Here is an 18,236-nt window from a genome sequence, read left to right as displayed (position 1 = left end):
GTCCGGCACCGGGTTCGGCGCCGTTACCGGTCTGCTGAAACCGCGCCCACCAACCGGTCCGAACCAACACGACGTCACCGCTGGACACAGTGACCCCCTGCGTGCGCGCCGCCTCGTCGAGTTCAGCGGGTGTGATGGGCTCGCCGAGTTCGCAGAATGTCTCGACGCCCCGCAGCCGGACAATATCGAGCAGCACGCCGCGCGAGATGATGCCTTTGCCGTCCACCTTGTCGATACCGCAGTGATACGCGCCGAGGCTGGTCACCGAATCCGCGGGAAACCCGTTGTACAGCTTGTCCTCGTAATACACATGCGACAACGCATCCCACTGGGTGGCCGCCTGCAGCGGCATGATGATGACGTCGTGTTGGTTCGGACCGGTTGGTGGGCGCGGTTTCAGCAGACCGGTAACGGCGCCGAACCCGGTGCCGGACTGGACTGGACGTGCGCGTCGTGGCTGCGCGACCATGACGTGGCCGCGGTAGCCGCCGACAACCTGATGGTGGAAAACCCGGTTCCGGGCGTCGACGGTGTGTTCTTGCCCATGCACATGCTCTGTCTGCGCGACATGGGCCTGATGCTCGGCGAGTACTGGGATCTCAACGCCCTCGCGGCCGACTGCGCCGCCGACGGCGTCTACGAATTCCAGCTCATCGCACCGCCGCTGCGTGTGACTGGGGCGGTCGGTTCACCGGTAAATCCCATTGCGATCAAGTAGATGTCGGCGATGACCTCGGTGCAGCGTCGGACCCTTCAGGTCGACGGGCTGACCACCGGCTATCTCGAAGCCGGGCACGGTGATCCGGTCGTGCTCCTGCACGGCGGTGAGTTCGGCGTCACCGCCGAACTGTCGTGGGAGCACACCATTCCCGCGCTCGCCGAGCACCACCGAGTGCTGGCACCCGACATGCTCGGCTTCGGCGAGTCGGCAAAGGTCGTCGACTTCACCGACGGCCGCGGCATGCGAATCCGGCACATCGCCCGGTTCTGCGACGCGGTCGGCGTCGACGCTGCGCACTTCGTCGGTAATTCGATGGGCGCGATCAATTTGTTCGTCGACGCCACATCGGGATCGCCGGTGCTGCCTGCGCGCAGCCTCGTGATGATCTGCGGTGGCGGTGAGATTCAACGAAACGAGCACTCAGCTGCGCTGTACGACTACGACGCGACACTGGCCGGTATGAGGCGCATCGTCGCGGCCCTCTTCTTCGATCCCGCCTACCCGAACGACGACGCGTACGTGAAGCGGCGCTACGACTCCAGCATCGCGCCGGGTGCGTGGGAAGCATTGGCCGCGGCCAGGTTCCGCAGACCCGGACTCGAGCCGCCCCCGCTTCCGTCGAGCAAGCGGGCCTACGATCGCATTACCGTGCCGACACTGGTCGTCGAAGGCGCAGACGACAAGCTGCTGCCCTCAGGCTGGGCGGCCGAGATCGCCGCGCAGATTCCACAGGGCCGATCGACGGTGATCGATGGGGCCGGTCACTGCCCGCAAATCGAACAGCCCGGCGCCGTCAACGCATTGCTGTTGGATTTTCTCGGTGATGTGAGCACACGTGCGAGAAGGGATGCAGGTTAGGTGAGCAAGGAACTCGAGGGCAAGGTCGCAGTCGTCACCGGCGGCGCGTCGGGGCTGGGCGAGGGACTGTCACGACGCTTCGCCGCCGTGGGCGCCAAGGTGATCATCGGCGACATCGACCGCGATGCGGGTGCGGCGCTGGCGGACGACATCGGCGCCAACGCCCACTTCGTCGACGCTGACGTGGCCGACCTCGATCAGGTCAGCGAACTGGTGACGACAGCGGTCGAGCGGTTCGGCGGCCTGCACGTGATGGTAAACAATGCCGGCATATCCAGCACCATGCACCGCAGCATCTTCGAAGACGACTTCGCTGATTTCGAGAAGGTCATGGCGGTCAATCTGCGCGCGGTGATGGCGGGCACCCGCGACGCCGCGCGGCACATGCGCGACGCCGGCGGCGGCGGATCGATCATCAACATCACCTCGATCGGCGGCATCCTGGCCGGCGGCGGCGTGCTGACCTACCGGGCGTCCAAGGCCGCGGTCATCCAGTTCACCAAGTCGGCCGCGATTGAATTGGCGCACTGGGAGATTCGTGTCAACGCCATCGCACCCGGAAACATTCGGACCGCGATCGTGCGCAAGTCGGCGACGGGGGAGGACCTCGAGAAGCTGGAAGAATTCGAGGCGAAGATCCGCGAGACGATGCGCAACGACCGGCCGCTGAAGCGCGAGGGTACGGCCGAGGATGTCGCCGAGGCCGCGTTGTACTTCGCGACCGACCGGTCGCGGTATGTGACGGGCACCGTGTTGCCGGTCGACGGCGGCACGGTCGCGGGCAAGGTCATCCAGCGCAAGTCCAGATCGTGATGCTCGTGGCTCGCGAGGGTGCGCAGAGTGTCCAAATTCCGCGGCGTGTCGTGTGCAGACGCGCACGCTCGCGATATGGGGCGGGTTTAAATCAGTCGCTTGACTTAATCGACCGCAGGGCGTTGACTGTGACGGTGACCACAGCCAGGGCCGTGCGCGCCGACCGGGCGAGTACCACGCAAGAGGCGATCCTGAAGGCCGCGGAGCGGCTCTACGCCGAGCATGGCGTCTACGCGGTATCGAACCGGCAGGTCAGCGAGGCCGCGGGGCAGGGCAACAACGCAGCGGTCGGCTACCACTTCGGCACGAAGGCCGACCTCGTCCGCGCCATCGAAAAGAAGCACCGAGCGTCCATCGAGCGCCTGCTCGACCGCAAGGTGGCCGCCATCGGCGACTCCGCCGAGCTTCGTGACTGGATCACCTGCATGGTGTGCTCGTTGACCGAGCATCTGGCCCAGCTCGGCAACCCGACGTGGTACGCGCGGTTCGCCGCCCAGGCGCTGGCCGACCCCGCCTACCAGAAGATCGTCGTCCGCGACGCGCTTGCGTCCCCGGCGCTGGTTCAGGTCGTCGAGGGCATTACCCGGTGCCTGCCCGAACTTCCGATGGCCGTCGTCACCGAGCGCAACATCATGGTGCGCAATCTGATGATGCACACCTGTGCCGACTTCGAGCGGGCCTTCGCCGACGGTGACGGCGTGCCCCGAACCAGCTGGACAGCGGTCGCCTCCGGCCTGATCGACGCGATCGTCGGACTCTGGCAGGCGCCGGTGACGGAGACGCCGACATGAAAGTGACTGTCGACCAAGACAAGTGCGTGTCGTCGGGGCAATGCGTGCTCAATGCCGACGACGTGTTCGACCAGCGCGACGACGACGGCGTGGTGGTCCTGCTCAACGCCCGCCCATCTGCCGGGCAGGCAGACAACGTCCGTAAAGCCGCCGCGGCCTGTCCGGCACAGGCCATCGACATCGAGGAATGACGCAAAAGCCTATGTCTGAGACCCTGACCACCGCCGAATCCGGTGTAACCGCCGACGTTCCCGAGTATCCGATGGAGCGTGACGCGCGATGCCCGTTCGCGCCACCGCCCCGGATGCTCGAGATGAACGAGGCCAAACCTCTGTCTCGCGTCCGGATTTGGGACGGCAGCACACCGTGGCTGATCACGGGTCACGCCGTCGCTCGCGAACTGTTCGCCGACTCGCGGGTCAGCGTCGACGACCGCCGCGACGGTTTCCCGCACTGGAACGAGCACATGCTCTCGACCGTGCACAAGCGGCCGCGGTCGGTGTTCACCTCCGACGCCGAAGAACACACCCGGTTCCGCCGCATGCTGTCCAAGCCCTTCACCTTCAAGCGGGTCGAGGGTCTGCGTCCGGCGATCCAGGAAGTAACCGACGAGTGCATCGACGCGATCCTGTCCGGGCCCCAGCCCGCCGATATGGTCGCCGGCCTTGCGCTCCCCGTACCCACCCGGGTCATCAGCGAAATGCTCGGCGTGCCCTATGAAGACCATGAATTCTTCCAGCACCACGCCAACGTCGGGTTGGCTCGCTACGCCACCGCGGCGGATGGTCAGAAGGGGGCCATGAGCCTCCACCAGTATCTGATCGACCTGGTTAAGAAGAAGATCGATGACCCGTCAGAGGACGCGGTGTCCGACCTGGCCGAGCGGGTCACCGCCGGCGAGATCAGCGTCAAGGAGGCCGCACAGCTGGGCACCGGTCTCTTGATCGCCGGCCACGAAACCACCGCCAACATGATCGGCATCGGCATCCTCGCGCTGCTGGCGAACCCGGAACAAGCAGCGCTGCTTCGTGATTCGGACGACCCCAAGCTCATCGCCAACGCCGTCGAAGAGCTTATGCGCTACCTCTCGATCATCCAGACCGGTCAGCGCCGGGTCGCAATCGAGGACATCGAGATCGCGGGCGAAACCATCCGGGCCGGTGAGGGCATCATCATCGACCTCGCCCCGGCGAACTGGGACAGCACGGTATATCCCGAGCCCGACAAGCTCGACCTCGCCCGTGACGTCGGCCAGCAGCTCGGCTTCGGCTACGGCCGCCACCAGTGTGTCGGACAGCAGTTGGCGCGCGCCGAAATGCAGATCGTCTTCCCGACGCTGCTCAAGCGCATCCCGACACTGAAACTGGCCATCCCGTTCGAAGACGTGCCGTTCAAACACGACCGGCTCGCCTACGGCGTCTACGAACTTCCGGCAACCTGGTAGCCACCGAAACCCTCGACCCCGCAGCCCGATTGGAGAACCGACGATGTCCACACCGACACAGACGCTCTACCCGCCCGAAGGCTTCGGCGCACCCAAGTACCGCAAGGGCCACGCCACCGGTGACTACGGACTACCAGCCGGCACCGAGATCTTCTCCGCCGACAACCACATCTCGGTGGCCGACGACATCTTCTACGAGCGCTTCCCCGAGGAATTGAAGGGCGCCGCGCCACGGATCTGGTACGAGGACGGCGCCTACATGGTCGGCATGAAGGGCAAAGCCTGGACCGGCGGCGATTTCGGCCGGGTACTCATGCAGTACGACGACCTCGCCGGTGCGGCGACTAACAACATCGAGGCCCGCGTGCGGGAACTCAAAGAAGACGGCATCGACAAGGAACTCGCGTTCCCCAACGCCGTCCTGGCGCTGTTCCACTACCCGGACAAGTCGTTGCGCGAACGGGCATTCCGCATCTACAACGAACACATCGCCGATCTCCAGGAGCGCAGCAAAGGCCACTTCTATGGCGTCGGGCTGATCAACTGGTGGGATCCCAAGGGCACCCGCAACACGCTCGAGGAGCTGAAGTCACTGGGCCTGCGGACATTCCTGCTGCCGCTGAACCCCGGCAAGGACGACGACGGCAACATCTACGACTACGGCAGCACCGACATGGACGCTGTGTGGGACGAGATCGAGGCCGCAGGCGTGCCGGTCAGCCACCACATCGGTGAGACGCCGCCGAAGACGCCGTGCCAGTACAACAGCGTCGTCGTCGGCATGATGGTCAACGTCGACTCGTTCCGCGAACAGTTCGCCAAGTACATATTCTCCGGCATCCTCGACCGGCACCCGACACTGAAGATCGGCTGGTTCGAGGGCGGGATCGCCTGGGTGCCGACCGCCCTGCAAGACGCCGAGCACATGCTGGCGTCCTACCGGCACATGTTCAACCATCAGCCCCAACACCCCGTGCGCCACTACTGGGACAACCACATGAGCGCATCGTTCATGGTCGACCCACTCGGGCTCGAGCTCATCGACAAGATCGGGGTAGACAACGTGATGTGGTCGTCTGACTATCCCCACAACGAGTCGACGTTCGGCTACTCGGAGAAGTCGCTGAAGACTGTCGTGGACGCTGTTGGCCCCGAGCCCGCGACGAAGATCGTCAGCACCAACATCAAGAAATTCCTGGGCGTCGAATGACAGTCATCGACATCCCCGACCTGCCGGACACAGCACGCATGTACCGCGAATGCGGTGCCAGGCTGCGTGATTCCATGAAGGACAGGGGCGTCGACGCGCTCGTGCTGCTCGGTAACGGCAACGTCGTCTACGCCACGGGAGCCAGCTGGCCGCTGCTGGACGCCGGTCTCTCGCACATCGAGCGTCCCGTGGCGATCATGCTCGCCGACGACGAACACCCCCATCTGTTCATGCCGCTGCGCGAGGGTTCCAACTCGCAATGCGAGGTCCCAGCCGATCATGTCCACGGCCCGCTGTATCTCGAATTCGACGAGGGCGTTCGGCGTTTCGGCAAGGTGCTGGCCGACCTCGTGCCCCCCGCGGCCACCATCGCCGTCGATGAATTGACCGGAGCCATGCGCCGAGCGCACGGGCAACTGTTCCCTTCCGGTCCGCCATTGGATGCCGCGCAGGTGGTCGGTCCGGCGAAGTTGATCAAGACCATCGACCAGATTTCGTGCATCCGACGGGCGTGCCGCATCACCGAAGAAGCCGCCGCCGATGTGCAGAAGTCGCTCGCACCGGGAGTACGGCAGATCGACCTGTCGGCCGCCTTCGTCCGGCGTGCCTTCGAACTCGGCGCGACGGCCAACATGCTCGAGGCCATTTGGCAGGTGATGCCGAAGACCAAGGCCGACGGCACCTGGACCACCACCGGCGATCTGGCTCTGCCCCTGCTGACCAGCGAGCGTGAACTGCACAGCGGTGACGTGCTGTGGACCGATGTCAGCATCACTTTCAACGGCTACTGCTCGGACTTCGGACGCACCTGGATCGTCGGGGATGACCTATCGGCCCGCCAACAAGCCCAATACGACAGGTGGCGCGAAATAATCGACGCCGTGCTCGCCGTCACCAAGGCCGGGGCGACGTCAGGAGATCTGGCCCGCGCAGCCATCGCCGCCAACGGCGGCACCAAGCCGTGGCTGCCGCACTTCTACCTGGGGCACGGCATCGGCACCAACGCGGCCGAAATGCCGATGATCGGAACGGATCTCGGTGAGGAGTTCGACGACAACTTCGTCTTTCCCGCCGGCATGACATTGGTTCTGGAGCCGGTGGTCTGGGAGGACGGCACCGGCGGCTATCGAAGCGAGGAGATCGTGATCGTCACCGACCACGGCAACACACGCATTACTGATTACCCCTACGCACCCTACGGACGGCCATGATGGGCACCGAGATACTGCCCGACCCCAAGACTCTGCGCAGCGGCCGTCGTGAGCGGGTGCTCGCGCAGATGGCGGCCCACGACATCGACATCCTGGTCCTCGGACGGCAGGCCAATGTCCGCTACGTCACCGGCGCCCCACAGCTCTGGGTGGCGGGCACCAGACCGTTCGGCCCGATCTGCGAAGTGATCCGCGCGACCGGCGACATCCATCTCAACAGCACATGGGACGAGGGCATCCCCGACGAGATCACCCATGACCATCTCTACGGTCTGGCTTGGAACCCGATGACGTTGATCGAGGTCCTCAAAAGGCTGCCCGGCGCTTCGGACTTTCGCCGCGTCGGAACCGATTCGCTGACACCGACATTCGCGCAGCTGCTGCCCATGGCCTTCCCGAATGCCGAGCTGATCGACGCCGAGCCCGCGCTGCGGGCAGCCCGCCGGACCAAGACGGCAGATGAGGTCGGCGTGCTGCGCGGTGCCCTCGGAGTCGCCGAACACGCCCTCCAAGCGGCTCGCTCGGAACTGGCGCCCGGTGTCACCGAGCAGTCGTTGACCGGTGCGCTTCTGGAAGCGATGGCCGCCGGCGGCGTCACCACGCCCGCCACCCAGGACGGCGCGTGGATCACGCCCAAGGACCATTCCTGGCGTCGCGGTTCGGCGAACAGTCGGGTTGCCGAGGGGGACCTGGTCGCGTTCTCGGCCGGCGCGCTGGCCGACGGCTATGTCGGCGAGGTGGGCCGGACGTTCCCGGTGGGTGACGTGCCCGGGGCCGACGACCTGTTCCGGCGCTCGAATGCCTTGTGGGAACGCCTTATCAACGCGTGCAAGCCCGGCAGACCGGCAAGCGATCTGCTGTCGGCGTACGAGGCGGCGGGCGAGCCGCTGCCGGTGACGCCGGTGGCGCACGGCCTCGGTCTGGGCTTCGACCCGCCGGTGGTGTCGGCGGATCTACCGGAAACCTGCGCCGCCGAGCACTTGGAGCCGGGTATGGTCTTGGCGGTCACCGGATACGTGTGGCAGTCCGGTGTCGGAGCGGTGTTCTCGAGGGAAGCCGTGCTGATCGGCGAGGACGGGGCCGAGGTGTTGACATCGAGCCACGGCGCTGTCGAAGCGACGGCCTGATGGCTCCTGGCGAACCTCCTCCACCGCAGGAGATCGTCCTCTACGAGAAGGACCGCGATACCAAGATCGCGACGATCACGTTCAATCGTCCCGACTACCTCAACGCGCCGACGTCCGCCGCACGGTTGCGGTATGCCGACCTGTTGCGTGGTGCGACGGTGGACGACGACGTGAAGGTGGTCGTGATCCGGGGCGTCGGAGACGACCTCGGCAGCGGAGCCGATCTGCCGGATTTCATGGCGGGCACCGAGGACGACCGGCTCGCGGAACTCCGCGTGGACGACCCCGACGTCACCTATCCGCCGAAGGAGTCCTTCCGGCACGGCGCGACGATGGGTCAGTGGTACGCCAACGCAGCGGCGGGCAATCGGGCGTTGCAGGAGCTCAAGAAGATCAGCATCGTGGAGGCCAAGGGCTACTGCTACGGCTGGCATTTCTATCAGTGCGCCGACGCCGATCTGGTGATCTCCAGCGACGACGCGCTTTTCGGCCATCCGTCGTTTCGGTACTTCGGCTGGGGACCCCGGATGTGGACGTGGGTGCTGACGATGGGGTTGCGGCCTTTTCAGGAGATGGTGTTCACCGGCCGGCCGTTCACCGCCGACGAGATGCTGGCATGCAATTTTCTCAACAAGGTCGTGGCCCGCGACCGCCTTGAGGCCGAGGTCGAGAAGTACGCGCTGGCATGCGCGCGGAACCGGCCGGTGGACAGCATTTTTCAGCAGAAAGTCTTCTTCGAGATCGTCAAGCAATTTCAGGGTGAGTACCTGGGCAGCCTGCTGTCGGCCGCCTTCGAATCGATGGGCGGGTCCGCCCAGCCCGACTCGGGTGACTTCATGCTTGGCGACGCGATCGATGCGGGCCTCGCCGACTCGGTCAATGCCAACGACGAGAAGTTCCCACCCGAATTCCGGCTGAGCAAGTCGAACCGGAAGAAGAAGAATTAGTGCTTCCGCTCGACGGTTACACCATCATCGATCTTTCCGTCGGTATCGCTGGTGCCTACTGCACAAAGCTGCTCGCCGACGGCGGCGCCACCGTCGTCAAAGCCGAACCGCCAGAAGGCGATTCACTGCGCCGATGGTCGGCATCGGGAACCCCGATCGAACCCGGCCAGGACGGCGCCCTGTTCAGCTTTCTCGCCTGTTCCAAGCACAGCGTCGTCGTCGATCCGGATAACGTCGACGACGTCGACGTGCTGCGTCGTCTCGTCACGTCGGCCGATGCGGTGGTGTGGTCGCGCGGCTCGCGCATCGCCACGCTCGACGAATTCACCCCGACAGCTTTGGTTGAAGCGAATCCACACCTGACCGTCACGGCGATCACGCCGTTCGGCCTCGAGGGTCCGTGGGCGGACAAACCCGCCACCGAATTCACCACCCAAGCATGGTCGGGCGGCATCATCGGTCTCGGCAGGGGCGCGCAGGACCGCGCGCCGGTGTTCGTCGCGGGGCAGATCGGCGAATGGCTCGCGGGCGCATACGCGGCGGCGGGTACGGTCACGGCGGGAAGCGGGCTGGTCGACGTGTCGATGCTCGAAACGCAGATCCTCAGCCTCACTTACTATTCCGTTTCGTTCACCGATGCGCTTGGCCGGCCGTTCCGCGATCGCAGGCGGCTGACGATCCCCGGCGTCGCGATCGCGGCGGACGGACTGGTGGCGCTGGGCTGCGGCACCGCCCAGCAGTGGTTCGACCTGTGCGCCATGGTTGGTCACGACGAGTGGATCGACGAGCAGTCGGAGCTGTCCATCACCGAGCAGGCCAACATTCACGCCGATGAAATCTATGCGTGGGTGCGCGAGAACACCGTCGACGACATCCTCGAGCTGTCGTCAGCGTTCCGGATCCCCAACGCTCCGGTCGGGAACGGGGCCACCGTCACGTCGTTCGACCAGTTCGTCGAGCGCGGCACGTTCGTCACGAACCCCCGCGATGGGTTCACCCAACCGGGGCCGCCTTACCGCGCGACGCCGTCCCTCGTGCGGGCCCCGCGACCCGCCCCACGGCTGGGCGAGCACACCGACCACTACCGCCGAAACCAACACATGGGCGCGAAAGAGAACCGAAATCACGCCCGTTTGCGGGTTTGGGCGAATCAGGCGTTCCCGTTCGAGGGCGTCCGCGTGCTCGACATGACCAGCTTCTGGGCCGGCCCATCGTGTACCCATGCGCTGGCGCAGCTGGGCGCCGAGGTCATCCACGTCGAGTCGACGGCCCGCCCCGACGGCACCCGGTTGATCGCGGGCGTGCCGATGACCGAGGAGCAGTGGTGGGAACGTTCACCGATCTTCTCGGGGCTGAACACCAACAAGAAGAGCGTCACGCTGGACATCCGCAACCCGCGCGGGGTCGAGCTGCTGCATCGGCTGGTCAAGACCTGCGACGTCATCGTGGAGAACTACACACCGCGTGTGCTCGACCAGATCGGGCTCGACTTCGACACCGTGCATCGGCTGCGCCCCGACGCCATCATGATGCGCATGCCCGGTTTCGGGCTCGACGGCCCCTGGCGGGACAAGCCCGCGTTCGCTTACGTCATCGAAGACGCCTCCGGAATCACCTGGCTCACCGGCCATCCGGACCAGAACCCGGTCGAGCCCTACGCCGTCGGCGATCCGAACGCCGGCGTACACGGCCTCAACGCGCTGGTGCTCGCGCTGGCACACCGGCGCCGCACCGGCGAAGGCGTCCTGATCGAAGCCGCGATGGTCGACGCCGCGCTCAACGTCGCCGCCGAACAGGTCGTCGAGCACTCCGCCTACGGCACGCTGTTGCACCGGCAGGGCAACCGCGGGCCCACCGCAGCGCCGCAGAACCTGTACCGCACCGGCGAACTCGACGAGTTCAGACGGCCCGACGACTGGGTCGCGATCGCGGTGGCCTCCGACGAGCAGTGGGCGAACCTCGTTGCCGCACTGGGCAACCCCGACTGGGCCACCGACGACCTGGCGACCGCGGAGGCCCGGCGGCTGCACCACGACGACATCGACGGACACCTGAGCCGCTGGTGCGAGGCACGCACCGGTGACGAGATCGTGCACACGCTGTGGGACGCAGGTGTGCCCGTGGCCAAGGTCATGCAGCCGCATCGGGTCGCCGACCTGCCGCAGATCGTCCACCGCGGGTTCTATGAGCGCGTCGATCATCCCGTGAACCCCGCCGCCAGGCACAGCACGCTTCCCATGCGGTTCTCGGCCGGGCCCAAGCGCTTTCACCGCAGCTCCGCGCCGCTTCTGGGACAGCACAACTACGAGGTGCTCTCCGGGCTCGGCCTTGGTGACGACGAGATCGCCGAACTGGCCGACCGGGGCGTCATCGGGACGGCGCCCGCAGGGCTTGCCATTCGCACCACCAAGACTGGTTAACTCATCACGTGGCCATCGATCCGTCGAACATCCTGCTGACCGGGCGCGTAGCCGTCGTCACCGGTGGGGGAGAGGGCATCGGGCGTGGCATCGCTGAGGGGCTCGCCGCGTTCGGCGCCACGGTGGCGATCTGGGAACGCAACCCGGAAACGTACGCGTCGACCGCAAAGGTGGTCGGTGGTCTCGGCATCGAGACCGATGTGCGTGACAGCGTCCAGGTCGATGCCGCACTGGAGCGCACCGCCAATGAGCTTGGCACCGTCAGCATCCTGGTCAACAACGCCGGCGGCGTGTTCGCCTCAGCGCTGCTCGAGACCACCGAAAACGGCTGGGACGCCCTGTACAAGTCGAACCTGCGCCATGTCTTCCTCTGCACACAGCGGGTGGCGCGCCGCCTCGTTGCGGCCGGCCAGCCGGGAAGCGTCATCAACGTGACATCCATCGAGGGCGTGCGGGCGGCGCCCGGTTATGCGGCCTATGCCGCTGCCAAGGCCGGAGTCGTCAACTACACCAAGACCGCCGCGCTCGAACTGGCCACTCGGGGCATCCGCGTCAACGCGCTGGCACCCGACCTGACCCTCACCGAAGGGCTGCTGCGCGTTTCGCCGGACGGCGTTTCCGACAGCGCAAGGCACATGATCCCGATGGCGCGCCCCGGACATGTCGACGAAATAGCGTCTGCGGCAGTCTTTCTCGCATCCGATATGTCCAGCTACATCACCGGTCAGACGATCCACGTCGACGGCGGAACCCACGCCGCAGCCGGCTGGCACCACAACCCGCAGACCGGCGACTATCAGCTCGGTCCCGGCTGAGCTTCCGGCAACTCGGGATCTACTCGCGGCTCACCCAGCCTGGCGCGGATCGCGCCCCACGGGTCGGCATATTCGCCCGGAGAATTCCGGTACGGGGCCCGGCTGGCCAGGAATGCCCGCGCCAGCGGGACCACGGGCCGCAGGAGATGGCGCTTCCAGCCCATGCGGTCGCGCACCTCGGTCAGCATGTCCGGCCACGAATGGTGTTGGAAGCCAAGCGCTTCCTGCGCCCGCGCGGTGTCCATCCAGTCGGTGAGGTACCAGCCGTCGTCGTCGTTCGGATCGCCGGGCCGGCCCTCCGGAATGGCGCCGGGCAAGCCCAACGCTGCGGCCAGCGCTGCCCCGACGTCCTTCGCCAGGTGCTTATGCGAGTCGTCCCCGGCGATCAGCAGGATCTCGCCCACGACGTCGGCGGAGGTGGCCGCCGCGAAGGCGGCCGCGACATCGCGCACATCGACGGTGTGCATGCGCCCGTCGGTGGGGAGGATGGCTTCGATGAAGATCGCGTCGCCCCCCAGCGGTAAAGCGCCGAGGTCCGCGCTGAGCACTCCACCCAGTCGCAGCACCACCCAATCGAGGCTCGACGCTCGCACGAACTCCTCGGCCGCGAGCTTGGTGCCGCTGTACAGGTCGACCGCCCGCGTCGGGGTGTCGGCGCGGACCACGTCGCTGAACCGGTAGGGGTTGCGCGAACCGTAGACGGCGTTGCTCGAGGCCTGGACGAAGCGGGGCGGGTTGGGCTGCGCTTCGGCGGCGCGCACCAAGGCCATCGTGGCGCCGACGTTGACCTTGCGGGCCAGGTCGGGATTGCGGTACAGCGTCGGCGGAATCACGGCGGCCAGGTGGACGATCGCCGACGGTGACACCTCAGACAGCAGACGATCGACGCCGGCTGCATCGGTCAGGTCCGCCCAGCGGACCTCGACACCGGCGGGCAGGGCGCCGGCCTTCTTGCGGTTGGCGGGGGTGTCGAGCTCCGCAATCACCACGTCACGGCCGTCGGCGGCTAGCCGCTTGACGGTTTCGGATCCGACCAAGCCGAATCCGCCTGTGACGACAACAGTGTCCGACATCCGCCCCCCTTGGCCTGGAAATGACATTCTCGGCATCCGAGAGTACCATATTCGCTGGTAAGCCAAGGCGACGGGTACGGACCTCCGCGCCCGGGTATGCGGATTTAAGACTCGGACGCAGGGGAAGCGATGGGCGACAAAGACGGTAACTCGACAGACCGGGACGAATCCGCCAAGTGGGATCCGGTTTTCACCGAGCAGATCAAGAATTGGGTCGGTCCGCTTGTGAAGCGGTACTTCCGGTCGGAGGTGCGCGGCCTGGAGGCGATTCCGCCTGCCGGCGGCGCGTTGCTCGTGTCGAACCATTCCGGCGGCATGCTGACTCCCGACGTCCTGGTTTTCGTGCCGGCATTCTATGAGAAGTTCGGTTTCGACCGCCCTGTCTTCACACTCGCGCACTCCGCGATCTTCGTGGGGCCGATGGGCCAGTGGCTGCACCGTGCCGGCGTCATCGAGGCTAACCGGGAAAATGCCGAGAAGGTGTTGCGGGCGGGCGCACTTGTACTGGTCTTTCCCGGCGGTGACTACGACTCATATCGCCCGACCTTCGAGAACAAGATCGACTTCGCCGGCAGGAAGGGTTACGTGCGGACCGCCATCGAGTCGGGTGTGCCGATCGTCCCGATGGTGTCCATCGGCGCGCAAGAGACGCAGCTTTTCCTCACACGCGGGAACTGGCTGGCGAAACGGCTAGGGCTGAGGCGACTGAGGGCCGAGATCCTGCCGGTCAGTGTGGGCTTTCCGTTCGGGCTGAGCGTGTTCTTCCCGCCCAACATCCCACTGCCCACGAAAGTGGTGACGCAGGTGCTGGAGCCGATCGACGTCGTCAAGCAATTCGGGGAGGACCCCGATGTCGATGCGGTCGATGCTCATGTCCGCGAGGTGATGCAGACTGCGCTCGACGAGCTGGCCAAGCAGCGCCGGTTCCCGATCCTGGGCTAGCTGGCTACCGGCCTGGCCGGTGCCATGGCCGTGCCGACCACCGCAAGCTCCGCGGGAAGCCCTGCTGCGCGCCGAATTTCGGAGAGCCCGTGGATCATCGCATCGGTGGCTTCGTGCACGTCGTCAAAGGTGCGGTCATCAGAGAGTATCGAGATGTCGACCTGGTCGACGTAACTCCAGACCGTCATGTTGAATGCGCTGCCCGGCGACAGGACGCCGATCGAATAGATCTCGCTCACCGGGGCGCCGCCGATATGTCCGCGTTCACGAGGTCCCGGCACATTCGAGACCGCGACGTTCATGATGCTGTTGCGGGCGGCGTGTCGCGACTGCCACCGGAACAATGTGGGGGCGAAAGGCGGTGGCAGGTATTCCATCATCTTGCCCTGCAATTCCGGGCCCATTAGTTCGTAGTTCTCCTTGGCGCGCGCCGTCGCAAGGGCCGTCAGTCGCACCCGCCCGAGCGGGTCGTCGATGTGCACCGGGAGCGACACCGACAACCCGCCGATCTGGTTTCCGGTGATGCGGTCGGGGGACTTGTCGGTCGCCACCGGAACCGAGGCCAGGATGGGCCGGTCTGAGCGACCGTCGTAGCGCAGCAATAGTTCTCGCAGACCCCCGGCCGCCATCGCCAACACGATGTCGTTGAAGGTCACCCCGAGATGTTTTGCGGTCTCTTTGACGTCGGCCAGGGACAAGGATGCCGTTGCGAACGTTCGCACCGGCGAGACGACGTGGTTGAGGAATGTCGGTGGCGCCTTGAACATCTTCGCCATGTCGGGATGGTCGCCGTATTCGCGGGAGCGCCGGCGGACCCGGGCGATTCCTCGCACGGCGTCGCGTACCAGGTTGGGCAGCGCGGCCAGGTTCTGGGCGTGGTCGCGGGCCGCTGACCGCAGCAACTCGCCCTTGACCGGTGGCTCACATGTCATGTAGTCGTCGCGTTCGTCCTGCTCCCCGCCGGCCAGGTCCATCAGCCGGGCGAGCAAGTTGGCCGAGGCGACCCCGTCGGCGAGCGTGTGGTGCACCTTGCCGATCAAGGCGAACCGGTTGTCGGCCATTCCCTCGGCGAAGTGAAACTCCCACAGAGGCCGACTGCGATCCAACGGCGTGCTGGCGATCTCTCCGATGACCTGATCGAGTTCGCGACGGCCGCCGGGGCTGGGCACCTGCACCCGGCGCAGGTGGTAATCGAGGTCGACGTCGCAGTTCTCCATCCACATCGGGTGGTGCATCTTGTACGGGATGTCGATGAGCCGGTAGCGCAGCGGGTCGAGAAGATGCAGACGTCGTTGGATGGTCCGGCGGAACACCTCGAAGCTGTATTCGCCGTCGTATTCGGCGGCGTTGATGATCGCGACTTTGAGCGTGTGCGTGTGCAGGTTCGGGGTCTCGCTGTAGAGCAGCATGGCGTCCATGCCGTTGAGTCGCTTCACGCCCCACCCCTTTGCCGCCGTCGTCAGTTCCATGCAACCACCCCGGTGGCCGCAGCTGGTCAGTTTCTCCTGACTCAGTGGCTCCAGCCCTCGACGGCCTGTTCGTCGAAGGTGCGGTCGATGCGCTCGAACCGCCGGCGGATCGAATCGCGGGAGGCGCGGTGGGGCAGGATGTAGAGCCGGTTGGCCAGCAGGGAGTCGGCCGTCAGACGCGCCACGTCCTCGGTGCGTACGTCCACGTCCGTGGGTGTCATCATCGGCGCCAGGCCAGCGACGGTTTCCTCGGTGTGGTCGCTTCGGGCGCCGTAGTCGCCGCTGCGGCTGCGCTCGGAGTTGGCCATCAGCGGGGTGTCGACGATCATCGGGCACAGCACCGATACGCCGATGCCCTCGGCCTTCAGTTCCCGGGACAGGCCCTCGGCCAGCGCGACGACGCCGAACTTGGCGACGGAGTACGGCCCGAGCCCGGCGTTGCCGACCATGCCGGCGAACGACGACGTGAAAGCGATGTGACGGTCCCCGCCCTGTTGACGCAGGCGCGGGAGGAACACTTCGACACCGTGAATGGGGCCCCACAGGTCGACGTCGATCACCCACCGCCAGTCGCCGTGGGTGATGTCGGCGATCGGCCCCGCGTAGGCGATGCCCGCATTGTTGAATACCAGGTTCACCTCGCCGAGCAACCGGAACGCCTCCTCGGCGAGATGCTCGACCGAGTCGAGCTGGGTGACGTCGCAGACGACGCCGTGCGCCTCGCCGCCGTCGGCGCGCAACTGCTCGACTGCTCGATCCAGAGCGGCGCGGTCGATGTCCGCGATCACGACCCGCGCGCCGCGCCGCGCGAACTCCTTGGCAGATGCCAGGCCGATCCCGCTCGCCCCGCCGGTGATGACCGCTCCGCGTCCGTCGAATGTCTCCACGGCGCGAACACTATCCGGCCGGTCAAGTGTTACGGCCCGTCCAGCGGTCAGAAACCGCACCAGGTCCGCCTGAATTTTCGAATGGCGATGTAGGGATCGGCATCGGATGCGGTGAAGTAGAAGTAGTTGTCGTCGTTCTCGCCGGAGCCGCTGTTCATGACGGTGGGCGTAAACCGCAAGAGCGACGATTTTCGGGAAATCACGTAGGCCGGCTCTGTGATGAGAAGCCAGGCCCATGCTGTCAGGCGAACGCCGGTAACACCTTGTCGGCGAACAGATGTGCGTATTCGACGAAGCGCTCAGCAGGCAGACCCGGCGGCCGCATCATCATGAAGTGCTCGAGCGGGATCTGCTCCTGCATGGCCCTGAAGTGGGCGACGGCCTGCTCGGGCGTCATGATCTGCAGGACGCCGCTGCGCTTGAAAGCTTCAATGTCCATCGCCTGCTGCATCGCCGGGTTGTCCATACCGATCGCGTTGTCTTCGTTCATCCACGCCCCGTAGGTGGAGGACACATGATGGTAGTAGGGAGCCAGCTCTTCCATGGCCCGCTCGGGGTCATCCGCCACGGTCACGAACAGTCCGGGAATGCGAATCGCCGCGCTCGCCGCATCCTTGCCGTGCTGTTTGAGTTTGTCGATATAGCGGTCGCAGAACTCGGCGTTGCCGAGGTAGCCGTCGGCGTGGGCTGCCACCCGGTCCAGCGCCCGGTCGGTGAAGCCGCCAATGTAGAGCGGGATATGACCACGCGGTGGCGGCGGCATGATCCGCGCCTCGATAACGGTGTAGTGGCGGCCTTGGAAGGTCACCGTCTCGCCGGCCCACAGCGCGCGCACAATGTGGAGGAATTCATCGAAACGATTGCCGCGCAGGCTGAATCGCTCGCCATACATGTCGTATTCGCGGCGGCGATAACCGATCGCCAGCGCCGCGTCGAACCGCCCGTCCGACAGGATGTCGAGAACGGCGCATTCCTCGGCGAAGCGGACCGGGTGATAGAGCGGGCCGATCGCGAGGCCGATGCCGATGCGGATGGTCGACGTTCTCGCCGCCATCGCGCCCAGTGCGATGTTCGGTGCCGGCAGGTATCCGTCGTCAGCGCCGTGGTGTTCGGGCACCCAGGCGCCGCCGAAGCCCACGGTTTCCGTCCATGCGACGAGGTCGAGGGTCTCCCCGTAGACCTCGCTCCATGGCCGGCGCCACTGCTCGGGGTTCCGGAAGTCGTAGAGGTAGCCGAAGGTCAGAACCATCGCGTCACGAGGCGATCATGTCCAATGCGGCCCGGGGTGTCGAGGTCGATGAACGCCGCCGAATACAGTTGCGCCAGAGCGAGCCAGATGTCGGCACCCTGCCAAGCATCGCCGCGGTGAACACGGTGGCGGGCCCGGAGCTGGCCGATAGGTCAGCTCCAGGCGGGCCCGCTTGTTCGTACCGTCGTCGCGCACCGCTACCCGGACGCTGTCGACCACCGCGCCGGGATGGTGAGCGGCCAGCGCTGCCGTCATCCAG

16 protein-coding genes and 3 pseudogenes are annotated in these 18,236 nt (G+C 65.9%); 13 read left to right on the top strand and 6 right to left on the bottom strand.

Translation table 11 applies throughout. The annotated features are described in order from the left end of the window. Window positions 1-364 (bottom strand): annotated as a pseudogene (locus A5651_RS04585) (cyclase family protein); the annotation flags it as partial. Between A5651_RS04585 and A5651_RS04580 the strand changes: the two are divergent. The 12 genes and pseudogenes from A5651_RS04580 to A5651_RS04525 all read left to right on the top strand — a co-directional run. Continuing rightward, window positions 359-718: pseudogene (locus tag A5651_RS04580) on the top strand (cyclase family protein); the annotation flags it as partial. The pseudogenes A5651_RS04585 and A5651_RS04580 sit on opposite strands and share 6 nt — an antisense overlap. Beyond that, window positions 719-1,579: an alpha/beta fold hydrolase gene (locus A5651_RS04575; protein ID WP_231988562.1), complete on the top strand. Its 861-nt coding sequence runs from the start codon at window positions 719-721 to the stop codon at window positions 1,577-1,579. Beyond that, window positions 1,580-2,392, top strand: coding sequence for an SDR family NAD(P)-dependent oxidoreductase (locus A5651_RS04570; RefSeq protein ID WP_066975996.1), 813 nt, complete (start codon window positions 1,580-1,582; stop codon window positions 2,390-2,392). It begins immediately after the preceding gene. Between the two features lie 134 nt (window positions 2,393-2,526). Beyond that, window positions 2,527-3,183 (top strand): TetR family transcriptional regulator, encoded by a 657-nt coding sequence (locus tag A5651_RS04565; protein WP_231988560.1) that lies wholly within the window; start codon window positions 2,527-2,529, stop codon window positions 3,181-3,183. After that, window positions 3,180-3,374: a ferredoxin gene (locus A5651_RS04560; RefSeq protein WP_066975994.1), complete on the top strand. Its 195-nt coding sequence runs from the start codon at window positions 3,180-3,182 to the stop codon at window positions 3,372-3,374. The genes A5651_RS04565 and A5651_RS04560 overlap by 4 nt, the downstream gene beginning before the upstream one ends. 11 nt (window positions 3,375-3,385) lie before the next feature. Continuing rightward, on the top strand, window positions 3,386-4,627 hold the full coding sequence (locus A5651_RS04555; protein WP_066975992.1) for a cytochrome P450: 1,242 nt from the start codon (window positions 3,386-3,388) through the stop codon (window positions 4,625-4,627). 43 nt (window positions 4,628-4,670) lie between these two features. After that, window positions 4,671-5,837, top strand: a complete 1,167-nt coding sequence (locus A5651_RS04550; protein ID WP_066975990.1) for an amidohydrolase family protein — start codon at window positions 4,671-4,673, stop codon at window positions 5,835-5,837. Continuing rightward, window positions 5,834-7,048 carry a Xaa-Pro peptidase family protein gene (locus A5651_RS04545; protein WP_066975988.1) on the top strand — a complete coding sequence of 405 codons (1,215 nt, stop codon included), beginning with the start codon at window positions 5,834-5,836 and terminating at the stop codon, window positions 7,046-7,048. Before A5651_RS04550 ends, A5651_RS04545 begins: the two co-directional genes overlap by 4 nt. Continuing rightward, on the top strand, window positions 7,048-8,175 hold the full coding sequence (locus A5651_RS04540) for a Xaa-Pro peptidase family protein (RefSeq protein ID WP_066975986.1): 1,128 nt from the start codon (window positions 7,048-7,050) through the stop codon (window positions 8,173-8,175). The genes A5651_RS04545 and A5651_RS04540 overlap by 1 nt, the downstream gene beginning before the upstream one ends. Then, window positions 8,175-9,122 carry an enoyl-CoA hydratase/isomerase family protein gene (locus A5651_RS04535; protein WP_066975984.1) on the top strand — a complete coding sequence of 316 codons (948 nt, stop codon included), beginning with the start codon at window positions 8,175-8,177 and terminating at the stop codon, window positions 9,120-9,122. Before A5651_RS04540 ends, A5651_RS04535 begins: the two co-directional genes overlap by 1 nt. Continuing rightward, entirely contained in the window at window positions 9,122-11,542 is a 2,421-nt protein-coding gene (locus A5651_RS04530; RefSeq protein ID WP_066975983.1) for a CoA transferase, read from the top strand. The genes A5651_RS04535 and A5651_RS04530 overlap by 1 nt, the downstream gene beginning before the upstream one ends. 8 nt (window positions 11,543-11,550) lie before the next feature. Next, window positions 11,551-12,357 carry an SDR family NAD(P)-dependent oxidoreductase gene (locus A5651_RS04525; RefSeq protein ID WP_066975981.1) on the top strand — a complete coding sequence of 269 codons (807 nt, stop codon included), beginning with the start codon at window positions 11,551-11,553 and terminating at the stop codon, window positions 12,355-12,357. Here A5651_RS04525 and A5651_RS04520 read toward each other — a convergent pair. Then, entirely contained in the window at window positions 12,339-13,430 is a 1,092-nt protein-coding gene (locus tag A5651_RS04520) for an NAD(P)-dependent oxidoreductase (protein WP_066975979.1), read from the bottom strand. The genes A5651_RS04525 and A5651_RS04520 overlap by 19 nt on opposite strands. 129 nt (window positions 13,431-13,559) lie before the next feature. Here A5651_RS04520 and A5651_RS04515 point away from each other — a divergent pair, with 129 nt between their 5' ends. Further along, window positions 13,560-14,372, top strand: a complete 813-nt coding sequence (locus A5651_RS04515; RefSeq protein ID WP_066975977.1) for a lysophospholipid acyltransferase family protein — start codon at window positions 13,560-13,562, stop codon at window positions 14,370-14,372. Here the strand turns inward: A5651_RS04515 and A5651_RS04510 are convergent. The 4 genes and pseudogenes from A5651_RS04510 to A5651_RS25895 form a co-directional block, all read right to left on the bottom strand. Next, window positions 14,369-15,808 carry a wax ester/triacylglycerol synthase family O-acyltransferase gene (locus tag A5651_RS04510; RefSeq protein ID WP_066976001.1) on the bottom strand — a complete coding sequence of 480 codons (1,440 nt, stop codon included), beginning with the start codon at window positions 15,806-15,808 and terminating at the stop codon, window positions 14,369-14,371. The genes A5651_RS04515 and A5651_RS04510 overlap by 4 nt on opposite strands. A 74-nt stretch (window positions 15,809-15,882) precedes the next feature. Next, window positions 15,883-16,728, bottom strand: coding sequence for an SDR family NAD(P)-dependent oxidoreductase (locus A5651_RS04505; RefSeq protein WP_066975976.1), 846 nt, complete (start codon window positions 16,726-16,728; stop codon window positions 15,883-15,885). A gap of 241 nt (window positions 16,729-16,969) precedes the next feature. Then, window positions 16,970-17,977 carry an LLM class flavin-dependent oxidoreductase gene (locus tag A5651_RS04500; RefSeq protein WP_066975974.1) on the bottom strand — a complete coding sequence of 336 codons (1,008 nt, stop codon included), beginning with the start codon at window positions 17,975-17,977 and terminating at the stop codon, window positions 16,970-16,972. A 106-nt stretch (window positions 17,978-18,083) separates the two neighbouring features. After that, a pseudogene (locus A5651_RS25895) lies at window positions 18,084-18,232 on the bottom strand (aminoglycoside phosphotransferase); the annotation flags it as partial. Window positions 18,233-18,236 lie beyond the last annotated feature (4 nt).

Source organism: Mycobacterium sp. 1274761.0, assembly GCF_001668615.1.
Taxonomy (GTDB): Bacteria; Actinomycetota; Actinomycetes; order Mycobacteriales; family Mycobacteriaceae; genus Mycobacterium.
This window is presented reverse-complemented; position numbering and strand designations above follow the sequence as displayed.